The sequence below is a fragment of the Niallia sp. Man26 genome (genome assembly GCF_022049065.2).
Lineage (GTDB): Bacteria > Bacillota > Bacilli > Bacillales > Cytobacillaceae > Niallia.
Genome location: NZ_CP095743.1, coordinates 315,435 through 329,656, shown reverse-complemented (window position 1 = coordinate 329,656; position 14,222 = coordinate 315,435). Strand labels below are relative to the sequence as shown.

10 protein-coding genes, 10 tRNA genes and 3 rRNA genes are annotated in these 14,222 nt (G+C 44.0%); 3 read left to right on the top strand and 20 right to left on the bottom strand.

The window, feature by feature from the left end:
• Window positions 1-9: 9 nt before the first annotated feature.
• A complete protein-coding gene (gene groES / locus L8T27_RS01800; RefSeq protein ID WP_127742660.1) occupies window positions 10-294 on the bottom strand; it encodes a co-chaperone GroES in 285 nt (94 codons plus the stop codon).
• 382 nt (window positions 295-676) lie between these two features.
• On the opposite strand from groES, the gene L8T27_RS01795 reads away from it, so the two are divergent.
• On the top strand, window positions 677-1,405 hold the full coding sequence (locus L8T27_RS01795; RefSeq protein WP_233319023.1) for a CPBP family intramembrane glutamic endopeptidase: 729 nt from the start codon (window positions 677-679) through the stop codon (window positions 1,403-1,405).
• Window positions 1,402-1,617, top strand: a complete 216-nt coding sequence (locus L8T27_RS01790) for a YdiK family protein (RefSeq protein ID WP_233319025.1) — start codon at window positions 1,402-1,404, stop codon at window positions 1,615-1,617. The genes L8T27_RS01795 and L8T27_RS01790 overlap by 4 nt, the downstream gene beginning before the upstream one ends.
• Before the next feature lie 61 nt (window positions 1,618-1,678).
• On the opposite strand, the gene L8T27_RS01785 is transcribed toward L8T27_RS01790, so the two are convergent.
• Window positions 1,679-2,341: a redox-sensing transcriptional repressor Rex gene (locus tag L8T27_RS01785; RefSeq protein ID WP_233319027.1), complete on the bottom strand. Its 663-nt coding sequence runs from the start codon at window positions 2,339-2,341 to the stop codon at window positions 1,679-1,681.
• 50 nt (window positions 2,342-2,391) lie between these two features.
• The gene (gene moaC / locus L8T27_RS01780; protein WP_233319030.1) at window positions 2,392-2,883 is read right to left on the bottom strand and encodes a cyclic pyranopterin monophosphate synthase MoaC; all 492 of its coding nucleotides are present in this window, start codon (window positions 2,881-2,883) and stop codon (window positions 2,392-2,394) included.
• Between the two features lie 146 nt (window positions 2,884-3,029).
• On the opposite strand from moaC, the gene L8T27_RS01775 reads away from it, so the two are divergent.
• Entirely contained in the window at window positions 3,030-4,955 is a 1,926-nt protein-coding gene (locus tag L8T27_RS01775; protein WP_237940590.1) for an ABC-F family ATP-binding cassette domain-containing protein, read from the top strand.
• A gap of 211 nt (window positions 4,956-5,166) precedes the next feature.
• Here the strand turns inward: L8T27_RS01775 and tsaD are convergent, their stop codons facing one another.
• The 17 genes from tsaD to L8T27_RS01690 all read right to left on the bottom strand — a co-directional run bounded on the left by tsaD (window position 5,167) and on the right by L8T27_RS01690 (window position 14,212).
• Complete coding sequence (gene tsaD, locus L8T27_RS01770) at window positions 5,167-6,186, bottom strand: tRNA (adenosine(37)-N6)-threonylcarbamoyltransferase complex transferase subunit TsaD (protein WP_237940588.1); 1,020 nt, start codon at window positions 6,184-6,186, stop codon at window positions 5,167-5,169.
• Complete coding sequence (gene rimI, locus L8T27_RS01765) at window positions 6,186-6,632, bottom strand: ribosomal protein S18-alanine N-acetyltransferase (RefSeq protein WP_233319037.1); 447 nt, start codon at window positions 6,630-6,632, stop codon at window positions 6,186-6,188. The genes tsaD and rimI overlap by 1 nt, the downstream gene beginning before the upstream one ends.
• Window positions 6,633-6,652: 20 nt before the next feature.
• Window positions 6,653-7,351 (bottom strand): tRNA (adenosine(37)-N6)-threonylcarbamoyltransferase complex dimerization subunit type 1 TsaB, encoded by a 699-nt coding sequence (gene tsaB / locus L8T27_RS01760; protein ID WP_237940586.1) that lies wholly within the window; start codon window positions 7,349-7,351, stop codon window positions 6,653-6,655.
• Window positions 7,348-7,803 (bottom strand): tRNA (adenosine(37)-N6)-threonylcarbamoyltransferase complex ATPase subunit type 1 TsaE, encoded by a 456-nt coding sequence (gene tsaE / locus L8T27_RS01755; RefSeq protein ID WP_237940584.1) that lies wholly within the window; start codon window positions 7,801-7,803, stop codon window positions 7,348-7,350. The genes tsaB and tsaE overlap by 4 nt, the downstream gene beginning before the upstream one ends.
• Window positions 7,804-7,944: 141 nt before the next feature.
• Window positions 7,945-8,018, bottom strand: a tRNA-Met gene (locus L8T27_RS01750).
• Between the two features lie 17 nt (window positions 8,019-8,035).
• A 5S ribosomal RNA gene (gene rrf / locus L8T27_RS01745) occupies window positions 8,036-8,152 on the bottom strand.
• Window positions 8,153-8,342: 190 nt separating this feature from the next.
• A 23S ribosomal RNA gene (locus L8T27_RS01740) occupies window positions 8,343-11,277 on the bottom strand.
• A 326-nt stretch (window positions 11,278-11,603) separates the two neighbouring features.
• A 16S ribosomal RNA gene (locus L8T27_RS01735) occupies window positions 11,604-13,152 on the bottom strand.
• The 16S, 23S and 5S rRNA genes sit together here with 10 tRNA genes alongside, the layout of an rRNA operon.
• 132 nt (window positions 13,153-13,284) lie before the next feature.
• A tRNA-Gly gene (locus L8T27_RS01730) sits at window positions 13,285-13,358 on the bottom strand.
• 34 nt (window positions 13,359-13,392) lie between these two features.
• Window positions 13,393-13,469, bottom strand: a tRNA-Pro gene (locus tag L8T27_RS01725).
• A gap of 6 nt (window positions 13,470-13,475) precedes the next feature.
• Window positions 13,476-13,552: transfer RNA gene (locus L8T27_RS01720), tRNA-Arg, on the bottom strand.
• A 66-nt stretch (window positions 13,553-13,618) separates the two neighbouring features.
• Window positions 13,619-13,702, bottom strand: a tRNA-Leu gene (locus L8T27_RS01715).
• 54 nt (window positions 13,703-13,756) lie between these two features.
• Window positions 13,757-13,841: transfer RNA gene (locus tag L8T27_RS01710), tRNA-Leu, on the bottom strand.
• Between the two features lie 17 nt (window positions 13,842-13,858).
• Window positions 13,859-13,934: transfer RNA gene (locus L8T27_RS01705), tRNA-Lys, on the bottom strand.
• Window positions 13,935-13,941: 7 nt separating this feature from the next.
• Window positions 13,942-14,016, bottom strand: a tRNA-Gln gene (locus tag L8T27_RS01700).
• A gap of 10 nt (window positions 14,017-14,026) precedes the next feature.
• Window positions 14,027-14,102: transfer RNA gene (locus tag L8T27_RS01695), tRNA-Asp, on the bottom strand.
• Window positions 14,103-14,140: 38 nt separating this feature from the next.
• Window positions 14,141-14,212 (bottom strand) — tRNA-Glu (locus tag L8T27_RS01690).
• Between the last annotated feature and the right edge of the window lie 10 nt (window positions 14,213-14,222).

Below are 14,222 nucleotides of genomic sequence, written 5' to 3'. Positions count from 1 at the left end.
AATTTCAAATTATTGTACGATTGCCAAAATGTCGCTTTCGCGAAGGATTAAATATTCTTTCCCTTCATATTTAACTTCAGTTCCAGAATATTTTGAGAAGATAATTACATCATCAACAGATACATCAAGTGCAGCACGCTCTCCATTGTCTAGAACACGGCCGTTACCAACTGCTACTACTTTGCCTTCTTGCGGCTTTTCCTTAGCAGAGTCAGGTAGCACGATGCCACTTGCAGTTTTTTCTTCTGTTTCAACAAGCTCAATAACAATACGATCTCCTAATGGCTTTAACAAGTGAAACAACCTCCTCAAATAATATGTAAATTTATTATTATTAGCACTCATCACTCTTGAGTGCTAACACAATTATTATATTAATTAATCTTTTTATAATTTGCAAGAGACAAGCCTTAGATTTTACAAAAAATTATACTGCCCTGTACACGCCTTTAAGAAGTATACACTCTTTCTTCGACTTTATTCATAAAATCTCCTCTTTTTTAATGTGTTCTATTTGAGTAAGCACGCACTTATTAGTAGAATGAATAGTATGTGTATTACTAATTCTAATCATGTTTGTGCAAAAGACAGCATTTGCTGAATGCGAAGAATACTAATGCTCAAAAGTTTATATGATTAATTTATATATTAGAATATCGAAAAGGAGTACGATATCTTGAAAAAAGAATATTGGATTATTGTAATATCGTATATTGCTATGCAATTATCTACCTTAATTGGCGTTCCGATTGTCATGTTTTTCGGCAACCTTATGGGATATGATTCTGCAGAGCTTGGCATGGCTTCTGTCGTTATTTGGCTGATTTTCAGCTTCCTTGTCACATTGCTCGTTGTTCTTTTCCTGCTTCGCCATGAGATGAGGAATCCGCTCCGCGAAAATCCCGCAAGCATCCCTGCAAGCATTGGCTGGGCAGTGGCAGGTATCTTTCTTTCCTTAGTTGCTCAATCAATAGCCGGTTCAATCGAAATGGCATTAGGAATTGAACAAGAATCAGAAAATACACAGCAGCTTATGACCTTTGTTGAGTATTCTCCGCTTGTGATTATAGTTATCAGCGTTGTCGGTCCAATCTTAGAAGAAATCATTTTTCGGAAAATCATATTCGGGGTACTCTATAAACGACTAGGTTTTTTCCTGTCTGCATTGATCAGTTCTCTTGTCTTTGCAGCAGCACACATGGAATTTGTACATATCTTGCTGTACGCCAGCATGGGTTTCACCTTTGCTTTCCTTTATGTAAGAACAAAAAGAATCTGGGTTCCTATTTTTGCTCATGTGTCAATGAACACACTGGTCGTCATCATCCAGTTTAATCTGGATGCCATCCAGGAATGGCAGCGAAATATGGAGAACATTTCACAATTTATTGGAGGATTTTTATGAGGAAATCAGCATTACTCTCTGGAATACTTTATTTAATACTTGGTGCTTTATTTACCTATTTTGCTGTTCAATCAGTCCGTGATCATGGAGGATGGGGCTTCTTCTCCTATATACTTGTCATACTGGCGACATTTGATATAGGCACTGGAATCCGGCTCATTTCCTTCCATTTTATGATTAAAAAGGCTACCCGCAAAAATCAGGAGAGATAATGCCATATATAATAAAAAAAGCAATTATAAATGGAAGCATTTATAATTGCTTTTTTGTGGCTCATTCCTCTTCCGCTTCATCTGCTGGAGTCGGATAGTGTTTAAGGAAGTAGACTAGAGATTGAAGTTCAACAGCCAAGTCGATATGATGAATTCGTACACTAGCAGGCACAGTCAGCCGAGCTGGTGTAAAGTTCAGAATGCCTTTAATAGAGCAGTCTATTAAACGATCAGTAATCGTTTGGGCAACTGCTGCCGGAACAGTTAAGATGGCAACCTGGATATCATGCTCTAAAATGACCTTCTCCAAATCATCCATATGATGGATATCTACCTCTCCAATTGACGTTCCTGTCTTATCTTCTGCAATATCAAATGCCACTTCTATTTTTGTATTGTTGTTTTTCAAGAAGTTATAGTTTAAGAAGGCAACCCCTAAATTACCCACACCAATCAGGGCAACCTTCGTCAGCTCATCTTGGTCCAATGTCTTCCGGAAAAAGGAAAGCAGGTAGTTTACATTATATCCGTAACCCTTTTTCCCTAATGCTCCAAAATACGAGAAGTCCCTTCTGATGGTAGCTGAATCTACCTTAACTGCCTCACTTAATTCGGCAGATGAAACCCTTTGTTTCCCTGAAGAATGTAAATTTTTTAAGAAGCGATAATATAAAGGCAACCGCTTAGCAGTAGCTTGCGGTATCTTCATTATCTCATTGCTCATTGTAATCCCCTACCTGTAATTAATAATACATCTATCTTTCCTGATAAACTTTAAACCCTCTTGTATGGACCATTGATACCGCCTGATTTTTCAAGCAAGTAAGTTTCGCCGATGACCATTCCTTTATCAATGCTTTTACACATATCATAAATCGTTAATGCCGTGACGGATGCTGCAGTCAGTGCTTCCATTTCCACGCCGGTGCTCCCAATCGTCTTTGCTGATACTTCTATTACTAAACGGTAAGCTTCTTGTTCTTGTCCTTCTTCTTCCCAACGAAAAGAAATATCGACCCCTTTCAAAGAGATGGGATGGCACATCGGTATTAAGTCAGATGTTTTCTTTGCTGCCATGATGCCTGCTACTTGGGCGACAGCCAAAACATCTCCTTTTTTTATCGTATTATGGATGATGCTGTCGTATATATATTTATTTACTATAATGCTTGAGTGGGCAACTGCTATGCGAGCGGTTTCGCTTTTTTCGCTTATATCAACCATTTTCGCTCGGCCCTCATCATTAAAGTGTGTAAAACTCTTCATTTTTAACACCTCTAAGCAAATCATACACTATTTTCCTTCTAAAGTGTATCATTAAAGAATTTTCACTGCCTGCGATTGCCTTTATTGCGGTTTCCCACGTATATAAGTTACACTTGATATACATACATTCTGAGGTGAATTACGCAATGATACTATTACAAGTGAATCAACTTTCCAAATACTTTGGAGCTGAAATTATCTTATCCAATATAAAATTAGAAGTGCAAACAAGAGATAGAATCGCGTTAGTAGGCCGAAACGGTGCTGGAAAATCGACATTGCTAAAGATGATCGCTGGCCACCTTTCATATGAAACTGGGGAAATCATTAAACCAAAAAATGTAGAAATAGGTTATCTTGCTCAGAATACAGGGCTCGAATCTAATCTGTCCATTTGGGATGAGATGTTGACCGTATTTAAAGGCCTTCAGCAGCAGGAAGCAGAGCTAAGAAAGCTGGAACAGCAGATGGCAGACCCTGACATAAGCAGCCAACCGGAAAGATTCGAAAAGATATTGAAGGAATATGATACTCTTCAATATAACTTTAAGGAAAATGGCGGTTATCAGTATGAAGCTGATATTCGTTCTGTACTTCATGGTTTGAACTTCGGTTCCTTTGATTACAGCACAAAAATATCTACATTAAGCGGCGGACAAAAGACAAGACTTGCCTTAGCAAAGCTTTTGCTGACAACCCCTGAAATTTTAATTTTGGATGAGCCGACTAACCATTTGGATATTGAGACCCTATCATGGCTGGAACAATATTTGCAAGGCTACGATGGTGCTGTCTTAATTGTTTCCCATGACCGCTACTTCCTTGATAAAGTTGTAACCCAAATATATGAACTTTCCAGAACCAATATCCAAAAGTTCAATGGTAACTACAGCTCTTACCTTCAGCAAAAAGCTGAGAATTACGAAAGAGATATGAAGGTATATGAAAAGCAGCAAGAAGAGATTGCTAAGCTAGAAACATTTATTCAAAAGAATCTTGCTAGAGCATCGACAACAAAAAGAGCTCAAAGCAGAAGAAAAACACTGGATCGAATGGACCGTCTTGAGCGTCCTGATGGTGATGAAAAGTCAGCTTCTTTCGGATTCCAAATTGAGAAGCAATCCGGCAATGATGTGTTAAAGGTGCAGGATCTTGCGATTGGTTACGAGGGAAACACTGTTTCTGAACATATCTCTTTCCAATTAACCAGAGGAGACAGTGTTGCTTTAGTGGGACCTAACGGTGTCGGTAAATCAACATTACTAAAAACAATTATCTCAAAAATAGACAAGCATGCAGGCGCAACAGCTTGGGGAACAAATGTCATGGTTGGTTATTATGACCAAGAGCAAGCAGAACTCCATTCGAACAAGAGAGTATTAAATGAATTGTGGGATGAGTTCCCACTAAGACCTGAAAAAGAAATTAGAACCGTTCTAGGTAATTTTCTCTTCTCAGGAGACGATGTACTAAAGATTGTCAATTCACTGAGCGGCGGGGAAAAGGCTAGACTTGCTCTTGCAAAGCTTATGATGGAAAAGCCAAATGTACTGATTTTAGATGAGCCAACAAACCATCTTGATCTAGACAGCAAAGAAGTGCTTGAAAATGCTTTAATTGATTATCCTGGTACTCTATTATTCGTTTCCCATGACCGTTATTTCATTAACCGAATTGCTACAAAAGTAATTGAGCTTCAACAGGAAGGTTCAACGGAATATCTTGGAGACTATGACTATTATGTAGACAAGAAACTCGAACAAGAAGAGTTGCTGGCAATGGAAACAGCCGTTTCCAATTCTGCTCCTGCTGTTGATAATACTGAAAAAACATCTTATCAACAAGATAAGGAAGCTAAGAAAGCAGAACGGCAGCGCATGCGCAGAATTGAAGAAATTGAAAAAACAATCGAAAGCTTGGAACAAAAGGTAGCAGATCATGAGGAAAAGCTCTGTGAGCCTGACATCTTCCAAGACCATGAAAAGGTATTTGCACTGAACAAAGAACTAGAAGAATTTAAAAGCGAAATCGACAACCTTATGGATGAGTGGACTGAATTGTCAGATAAGTAAAAAGTACTGGGCAGTGATTTGCCCAGTACTTTTTTTCCACATATTTATCCACATAAAAATAGTTATTAAACTAGCTTTCCACAGATTTATTCACATTATCCACAATTTCTATTGATTTTACTCACATTATCCACAGTGTTGTGGACATTTCTGTTTATATCCTAAAATAAAACCCCTGTTTTTCAACAGGGATTTAGACCTATACCTATTTCTAGTTGTGGATAGTAATATCCAAGCCAGGATTTCCATTTAAATCAGAGAAAGCTCTTTGTCCCTTCTCATAGAAAACTGTTCCTGCAGCAGCAATCATCGCAGCATTATCTGTACATAAAGATAATGGCGGTATTGTCAGTCTGACATCATTAAGGCTTGAAAATTTCTTTTCCAACGCAGACCTTAATCCTTTATTTGCAGCTACTCCGCCTGCTAGGACTACTTGTTTTACTTTATACTCTTTTGCTGCGTCAAAGGCTTTTGTTGTCAGCACATCAATGACACTTTCCTGGAAACTTGCCGCCAAATCTTCTGGCTTTATGGTTTCTCCTCGCTGTTCAGCATTATGAACCGTGTTGATAACTGCTGATTTCAGCCCGCTGAAACTAAAGTCATAACTGCCTTCTAGCCATGCACGCGGCAACTTAATTGATGGCTTTCCTTCTGCGGCAAGCCTGTCAATATGAGGTCCTCCTGGGTACGGCAGATTTAGCGTTCTTGCTACTTTATCATATGCTTCTCCTGCTGCATCATCCCTTGTCTCACCAATTACTTCAAAATGACCATGCTCCTTCATATAGACAAGCTCTGTATGTCCCCCTGAGACTACTAGAGATAACAGCGGGAATTCTAACTTATCCACAAGCTGATTCGCATAAATATGACCAGCAATATGATGAACACCAACAAGAGGAATGCCATGTGCAAAGCTGATTGCCTTAGCAGCATTAACACCAACAAGCAAAGCACCGACAAGTCCAGGTCCTTCTGTGACAGCAATTGCATCTAAATTTTCATAAGAAACATCAGCAGTGCGCAGTGCTTCTTCAATGACCAATGTTATTTGTTCAACATGATGCCTAGAAGCAATCTCTGGGACAACACCGCCAAATCTTTTATGGCTTTCGATTTGTGAAGCAACAACATTCGATAAGATTTCCGTTCCATTTTTAACGATGGATACAGCTGTTTCATCACAGCTTGTTTCCATTCCCATTATTAATACATCTTTTATCATTATATTTTCACCCACATTACTAAAGCATCTTCTTGATTATCGGTATAATAATTCTTTCTGATAGCGCCGCTTTGGAAACCAAGCTTTTTGTACAAGTTTTGAGCAACTATATTTGTCACCCTTACTTCCAATGTCATAGACTTAGCTTCCTGCTTTTTCGCTTCTTCCATCATTGCTCTTAATAGTTTTTCTCCAAGCTTTTGCCCCCGGAAATCAGGCAATATGGCAATATTAGTTATATGAACCTCATCTATAACAATCCATGCTCCAATATAACCAACCAACTGTTCGCCATGTTCTATAACTATATACTTGGCAAACCGATTCTTTGTCAGCTCATTAAAAAAGGCCTCTTTACTCCATGGTGTGCTAAAAGAAAGTGTTTCAACCATGTGTACCTTATCTATATCCCCAATCGTCATATCCCGAAAAAGATAATCCTCCATGATACCTACTCTCTTCCTTTTTACTCTTTATTATTTGCCTTAAGCCAATTCGCTTCTGCCTCAGCCAAACGAATATAATTTGGAGTAAACGGATGAACCTCTTCTGCTTCCCTCGTTTGCCCCAATCTCGCCAGCACTGCCGGTCTTGGATTAAAGTCAGCATAATCAGCAAATACAGCAATATCTTTTAGTTCAGCTTCAAGCAGCTCTTTATGGATAGACAGATCATTACCTGTAAATAAAACCTTGCCTTGCTCATCTCGTAACCGGCTAACCCAATCCTTTGCCAGAATAAGCTGGTCTTTTTCCAGCTGTTCTACTGCTCCATCTGAAAACTTGTACAGCCCTGTATAAATTTGCCCCCTTCTTGCATCAAACAATGGACTTACACTGCCAGGAAAATATCGGCCTGCACTTGCTGCCAATACCTCAAGGCTCGAAACACCAACAAGAGGAATATTTAATGTCCAAGCAAGAGTCTTCGCAATTGTGACTCCTATTCGGACACCTGTGTAAGAACCAGGACCTTTAGCAACCACTATCTTTGTTAAATCAGCTGGTTTCACGTCACATTCCTTCATCAGCATCTCTACTGCCGGCATTGCCCTGACAGAATGATTCTTTTTTAAATTCGTAATATATTCTCCAATTACTTTATCTTGGTCCATAATGGCAATTCCCAATACAAGATTGGAAGTATCAATTGCTAGTATTTTCATTTCATTAACTCCTTACATACTTGCACATATCTAGACCCATAGGGGGTTAGCACAATTTCTCTTCCTGTTTCATTTTTATAATGAATACTTATGTTTAAATACTCTTCAGGCAGCTGTTCCCCTATTAAGTGTGCCCATTCTACCACTGTAACTCCATTGCCATGAAAATACTCATCAAAACCAAGGTCTTCAAAGGCATCCTCGACACGATAAACATCCATATGATAAAGCGGAAGCCTGCCCGCATACTCCTTAATAATTGTAAAGGTTGGGCTGTTTACTGTTTTTGTAATGCCTAGCCCTTTAGCAAGTCCCTTTGTGAAGGTTGTTTTTCCTGCACCTAAGTCTCCTTCTAATGTCAGTACATCACCTTGATCCAAAAGCTCAGCAAGTCTTTCAGCAAAAGCCATTGTCTCATCAGCTTTATTTGTTGTCCACATATATTTATCCATAAAACTCACCCAGTTTGTCCTATATTATTTTTAGCCTATCTTCATTATATAGATAGTGCTAGAACTTTCCTAATAAATACAGCATGTTTCTTTTTCTAAAAAAAAATCCTTAGGTTAGACCCTAAGGATTTTCTGCTTTGATTGCGGGGACAGGATTTGAACCTGCGACCTTCGGGTTATGAGCCCGACGAGCTACCAGACTGCTCCACCCCGCGACGGTAATATTAAATATGCCTGGCGACGTCCTACTCTCACAGGGGGAGAGCCCCCAACTACCATCGGCGCTGAGAAGCTTAACTTCCGTGTTCGGTATGGGAACGGGTGTGACCTTCTCGCTATCGCCACCAGACTATTTGTATTTTGAGAGTTATTCCCTCAAAACTAGATTATGTTGTAAGAAGAAAGAATGAGTAATCATTCATGTCCAGCTGCAGAAGCCAAATCGTACGGCTGTTTCACTCACTCGTGCACAGTCTTGCGACTGCTTCTCGTGCGCTCCAACATCCTATCGATTTAAGCTGTTCTTTTAGCTTTTCGTTTTAGTTAAGTCCTCGATCTATTAGTATTTGTCAGCTCCACGTGTCACCACGCTTCCACCTCAAACCTATCAACCTGATCATCTTTCAGGGATCTTACTAGCTTACGCTATGGGAAATCTCATCTTGAGGGGGGCTTCATGCTTAGATGCTTTCAGCACTTATCCCTTCCGCACATAGCTACCCAGCTATGCCTTTGGCAAGACAACTGGTACACCAGCGGTGCGTCCATCCCGGTCCTCTCGTACTAAGGACAGCTCCTCTCAAATTTCCTACGCCCACGACGGATAGGGACCGAACTGTCTCACGACGTTCTGAACCCAGCTCGCGTACCGCTTTAATGGGCGAACAGCCCAACCCTTGGGACCGACTACAGCCCCAGGATGCGATGAGCCGACATCGAGGTGCCAAACCTCCCCGTCGATGTGGACTCTTGGGGGAGATAAGCCTGTTATCCCCGGGGTAGCTTTTATCCGTTGAGCGATGGCCCTTCCATGCGGAACCACCGGATCACTAAGCCCGACTTTCGTCCCTGCTCGACTTGTAGGTCTCGCAGTCAAGCTCCCTTGTGCCTTTACACTCTACGAATGATTTCCAACCATTCTGAGGGAACCTTTGGGCGCCTCCGTTACTTTTTAGGAGGCGACCGCCCCAGTCAAACTGCCCACCTGACACTGTCTCCCACCCCGATAAGGGGTGCGGGTTAGAATGTCAATACAGCCAGGGTAGTATCCCACCAATGCCTCCACCGAAGCTGGCGCTCCGGCTTCCAAGGCTCCTACCTATCCTGTACAAGCTGTACCAAAATTCAATATCAGGCTACAGTAAAGCTCCACGGGGTCTTTCCGTCCTGTCGCGGGTAACCTGCATCTTCACAGGTACTATAATTTCACCGAGTCTCTCGTTGAGACAGTGCCCAGATCGTTACACCTTTCGTGCGGGTCGGAACTTACCCGACAAGGAATTTCGCTACCTTAGGACCGTTATAGTTACGGCCGCCGTTTACTGGGGCTTCAATTCAGAGCTTCGCGCGAACGCTAACCCCTCCTCTTAACCTTCCAGCACCGGGCAGGTGTCAGCCCCTATACTTCGCCTTACGGCTTCGCAGAGACCTGTGTTTTTGCTAAACAGTCGCCTGGGCCTATTCACTGCGGCTCTCTCGGGCTTGCACCCAAAAGAGCACCCCTTCTCCCGAAGTTACGGGGTCATTTTGCCGAGTTCCTTAACGAGAGTTCTCTCGCTCACCTTAGGATTCTCTCCTCGCCTACCTGTGTCGGTTTGCGGTACGGGCACCTTGAATCTCGCTAGAGGCTTTTCTTGGCAGTGTGGAATCAGGAACTTCGGTACTATATTTCCCTCGCCGTCACAGCTCCGCCTTCACGGTAATGGGATTTGCCTCATTACCAGCCTAACTGCTTGGACGTGCTAATCCAACAGCACGCTTACCCTATCCTCCTGCGTCCCCCCATCGCTCAAACGATTCATAAGGTGGTACAGGAATATCAACCTGTTGTCCATCGCCTACGCTCTTCAGCCTCGGCTTAGGTCCCGACTAACCCTGAGTGGACGAGCCTTCCTCAGGAAACCTTAGGCATTCGGTGGATGAGATTCTCACTCATCTTTCGCTACTCATACCGGCATTCTCACTTCTAAGCGCTCCACCAGTCCTTACGGTCTAGCTTCAACGCCCTTAGAACGCTCTCCTACCACTGACATCGTAGATGTCAATCCACAGCTTCGGTGATACGTTTAGCCCCGGTACATTTTCGGCGCAGAGTCACTCGACCAGTGAGCTATTACGCACTCTTTAAATGGTGGCTGCTTCTAAGCCAACATCCTGGTTGTCTAAGCAACTCCACATCCTTTTCCACTTAACGTATACTTTGGGACCTTAGCTGGTGGTCTGGGCTGTTTCCCTCTTGACTACGGATCTTATCACTCGCAGTCTGACTCCCAAGGATAAGTATTTGGCATTCGGAGTTTGTCTGAATTCGGTAACCCGATGGGGGCCCCTAGTCCAAACAGTGCTCTACCTCCAATACTCTTACCTTGAGGCTAGCCCTAAAGCTATTTCGGAGAGAACCAGCTATCTCCAAGTTCGATTGGAATTTCTCCGCTACCCACACCTCATCCCCGCACTTTTCAACGTGCGTGGGTTCGGGCCTCCATCCAGTGTTACCTGGACTTCACCCTGGACATGGGTAGATCACCTGGTTTCGGGTCTACGACCACATACTATTACGCCCTATTCAGACTCGCTTTCGCTGCGGCTCCGTCTCTTCAACTTAACCTCGCATGTAATCGTAACTCGCCGGTTCATTCTACAAAAGGCACGCTATCACCCATTAATGGGCTCTAACTACTTGTAGGCACACGGTTTCAGGATCTATTTCACTCCCCTTCCGGGGTGCTTTTCACCTTTCCCTCACGGTACTGGTTCACTATCGGTCACTAGGGAGTATTTAGCCTTGGGAGATGGTCCTCCCTGCTTCCGACGGGATTTCACGTGTCCCGCCGTACTCAGGATCCACTCAGGAGGGAACGAAGTTTCGACTACAGGGTTTTTACCTTCTATGACTGGCCTTTCCAGACCTATTCATCTACCCCGTTCCTTTGTAACTCCATGTAGAGTGTCCTACAACCCCAAGAGGCAAGCCTCTTGGTTTGGGCTAATCCCGTTTCGCTCGCCGCTACTCAGGGAATCGCGTTTGCTTTCTCTTCCTCCGGGTACTTAGATGTTTCAGTTCCCCGGGTCTGCCTTCTGTTACTCTATGTATTCAAGTAACGATACTATCCCATTACGGATAGTGGGTTCCCCCATTCGGAAATCTCCGGATCAAAGCTTACTTACAGCTCCCCGAAGCATATCGGTGTTAGTACCGTCCTTCATCGGCTCCTAGTGCCAAGGCATCCACCGTGCGCCCTTTCTAACTTAACTTATTCGGCTAAAGATAAACTTCGCATCTCTTCGTCAGCTCCCTCACTCCGCTCCTCACGTACTGTCGTACGCTCCGGTGCTCGTTTAGTCGCTTCCTCGACCTGCTCGTTTCTCTTTACCCTAAAATTCTACTAATAATAGAGAATCTAAGATGGCGATTACTCGGTTTCTTTCTTGGTTCTTACTATTCATAATCTAGTTTTCAAGGAACAAATTCGGCTAATGATGTTAATCATTACCCTGATGTTTTGAGGAATTGCTCCCTCAAAACTGAACAACAAAATCATCAACAATCTGTGAATGGAACGAATTCCATTTTTCCTTAGAAAGGAGGTGATCCAGCCGCACCTTCCGATACGGCTACCTTGTTACGACTTCACCCCAATCATCTATCCCACCTTAGGCGGCTGGCTCCTAAAAGGTTACCCCACCGACTTCGGGTGTTACAAACTCTCGTGGTGTGACGGGCGGTGTGTACAAGGCCCGGGAACGTATTCACCGCGGCATGCTGATCCGCGATTACTAGCGATTCCAGCTTCATGTAGGCGAGTTGCAGCCTACAATCCGAACTGAGAATGGTTTTATGGGATTGGCTCGACCTCGCGGTTTTGCTGCCCTTTGTACCATCCATTGTAGCACGTGTGTAGCCCAGGTCATAAGGGGCATGATGATTTGACGTCATCCCCACCTTCCTCCGGTTTGTCACCGGCAGTCACCTTAGAGTGCCCAACTAAATGCTGGCAACTAAGATCAAGGGTTGCGCTCGTTGCGGGACTTAACCCAACATCTCACGACACGAGCTGACGACAACCATGCACCACCTGTCATCCTGTCCCCCGAAGGGGAACGTCCTATCTCTAGGATTGTCAGGAGATGTCAAGACCTGGTAAGGTTCTTCGCGTTGCTTCGAATTAAACCACATGCTCCACCGCTTGTGCGGGCCCCCGTCAATTCCTTTGAGTTTCAGCCTTGCGGCCGTACTCCCCAGGCGGAGTGCTTAATGCGTTTGCTGCAGCACTAAAGGGCGGAAACCCTCTAACACTTAGCACTCATCGTTTACGGCGTGGACTACCAGGGTATCTAATCCTGTTTGCTCCCCACGCTTTCGCGCCTCAGCGTCAGTTACAGACCAAAGAGTCGCCTTCGCCACTGGTGTTCCTCCACATCTCTACGCATTTCACCGCTACACGTGGAATTCCACTCTTCTCTTCTGCACTCAAGTCCCCCAGTTTCCAATGACCCTCCACGGTTGAGCCGTGGGCTTTCACATCAGACTTAAAGGACCGCCTGCGCGCGCTTTACGCCCAATAATTCCGGACAACGCTTGCCACCTACGTATTACCGCGGCTGCTGGCACGTAGTTAGCCGTGGCTTTCTGGTTAGGTACCGTCAAGGTACGAGCAGTTACTCTCGTACTTGTTCTTCCCTAACAACAGAGTTTTACGATCCGAAAACCTTCATCACTCACGCGGCGTTGCTCCGTCAGACTTTCGTCCATTGCGGAAGATTCCCTACTGCTGCCTCCCGTAGGAGTCTGGGCCGTGTCTCAGTCCCAGTGTGGCCGATCACCCTCTCAGGTCGGCTACGCATCGTCGCCTTGGTGAGCCGTTACCTCACCAACTAGCTAATGCGCCGCGGGCCCATCTGTAAGTGACAGCGTAAACCGTCTTTCAGCTTTTCTACATGAGTAGAAAAGGATTATCCGGTATTAGCTCCGGTTTCCCGAAGTTATCCCAGTCTTACAGGCAGGTTGCCCACGTGTTACTCACCCGTCCGCCGCTAACTTAAAAAGCAAGCTTTTTAAGTCCGCTCGACTTGCATGTATTAGGCACGCCGCCAGCGTTCGTCCTGAGCCAGGATCAAACTCTCCGATAAAGAGTAAGATTAGCTCATTTGCTAAACTCTAGCTTTTTGTTACTTTGTTTTCATCTTTATAACGCAATTTATAAAAACGATTATTGTTGACGTTTTGTTTGTTCAGTTTTCAAAGAGCAATTTTAGATAAATTGGAGCGGGTGATGAGAATCGAACTCACGACATCAGCTTGGAAGGCTGAGGTTTTACCATTAAACTACACCCGCATTTAAATTATAATTTCTTAAATCAACTTGATAATGGTCGGGAAGACAGGATTCGAACCTGCGACCCCTTGGTCCCAAACCAAGTGCTCTACCAAGCTGAGCTACTTCCCGCTAATATGGCGCGCCCGAAAGGAGTCGAACCCATAACCTTCTGATCCGTAGTCAGACGCTCTATCCAATTGAGCTACGGGCGCATATCCACGAAAGCGACTTTACTATCATATAATGTTTATATCTGGTTGTCAAGTGTCTTTTAAAGATGCGGCCGAGAGGACTTGAACCTCCACGGGGTTAACCCCCACTAGGCCCTCAACCTAGCGCGTCTGCCATTCCGCCACGACCGCACTATATTAGATAACCTTCATCATACTACAATAAACGATTTCGTTTAAAATTCATGGTGCGGGTGAAGGGAGTCGAACCCCCACGCCTTGCGGCGCTAGATCCTAAGTCTAGTGCGTCTGCCAATTCCGCCACACCCGCGAATCTACAATAATAAATGGTGAGCCATGCAGGATTCGAACCTGCGACCCTCTGATTAAAAGTCAGATGCTCTACCAACTGAGCTAATGGCTCTTAAAAATGGCTGGGCTAGCTGGATTCGAACCAACGAGTGACGGAGTCAAAGTCCGTTGCCTTACCGCTTGGCTATAGCCCACCAACAAAAATGGCGGTCCCGACGGGAATCGAACCCGCGATCTCCTGCGTGACAGGCAGGCATGTTAACCGCTACACCACGGGACCGTTTCGCTTTTTGCATAATGTTTATTAAATTAATAAAGTGACCCATACGGGATTCGAACCCGTGTTACCGCCGTGAAAGGGCGGTGTCTTAACCGCTTGACCAATGGGCCATTAAAAAAT

What these genes read in the sequence shown, in the direction of transcription:
- L8T27_RS01790 (WP_233319025.1), top strand. Translation starts at nt 1,402, where the DNA reads ATGAGGAAATCAGCATTACTCTCTGGAATACTTTATTTAATACTTGGT.
- L8T27_RS01785 (WP_233319027.1), bottom strand. Translation starts at nt 2,341, where the DNA reads ATGAGCAATGAGATAATGAAGATACCGCAAGCTACTGCTAAGCGGTTG.
- moaC (WP_233319030.1), bottom strand. Translation starts at nt 2,883, where the DNA reads ATGAAGAGTTTTACACACTTTAATGATGAGGGCCGAGCGAAAATGGTT.
- L8T27_RS01775 (WP_237940590.1), top strand. Translation starts at nt 3,030, where the DNA reads ATGATACTATTACAAGTGAATCAACTTTCCAAATACTTTGGAGCTGAA.
- tsaD (WP_237940588.1), bottom strand. Translation starts at nt 6,186, where the DNA reads ATGATAAAAGATGTATTAATAATGGGAATGGAAACAAGCTGTGATGAA.
- rimI (WP_233319037.1), bottom strand. Translation starts at nt 6,632, where the DNA reads ATGGAGGATTATCTTTTTCGGGATATGACGATTGGGGATATAGATAAG.
- tsaB (WP_237940586.1), bottom strand. Translation starts at nt 7,351, where the DNA reads ATGAAAATACTAGCAATTGATACTTCCAATCTTGTATTGGGAATTGCC.
- tsaE (WP_237940584.1), bottom strand. Translation starts at nt 7,803, where the DNA reads ATGGATAAATATATGTGGACAACAAATAAAGCTGATGAGACAATGGCT.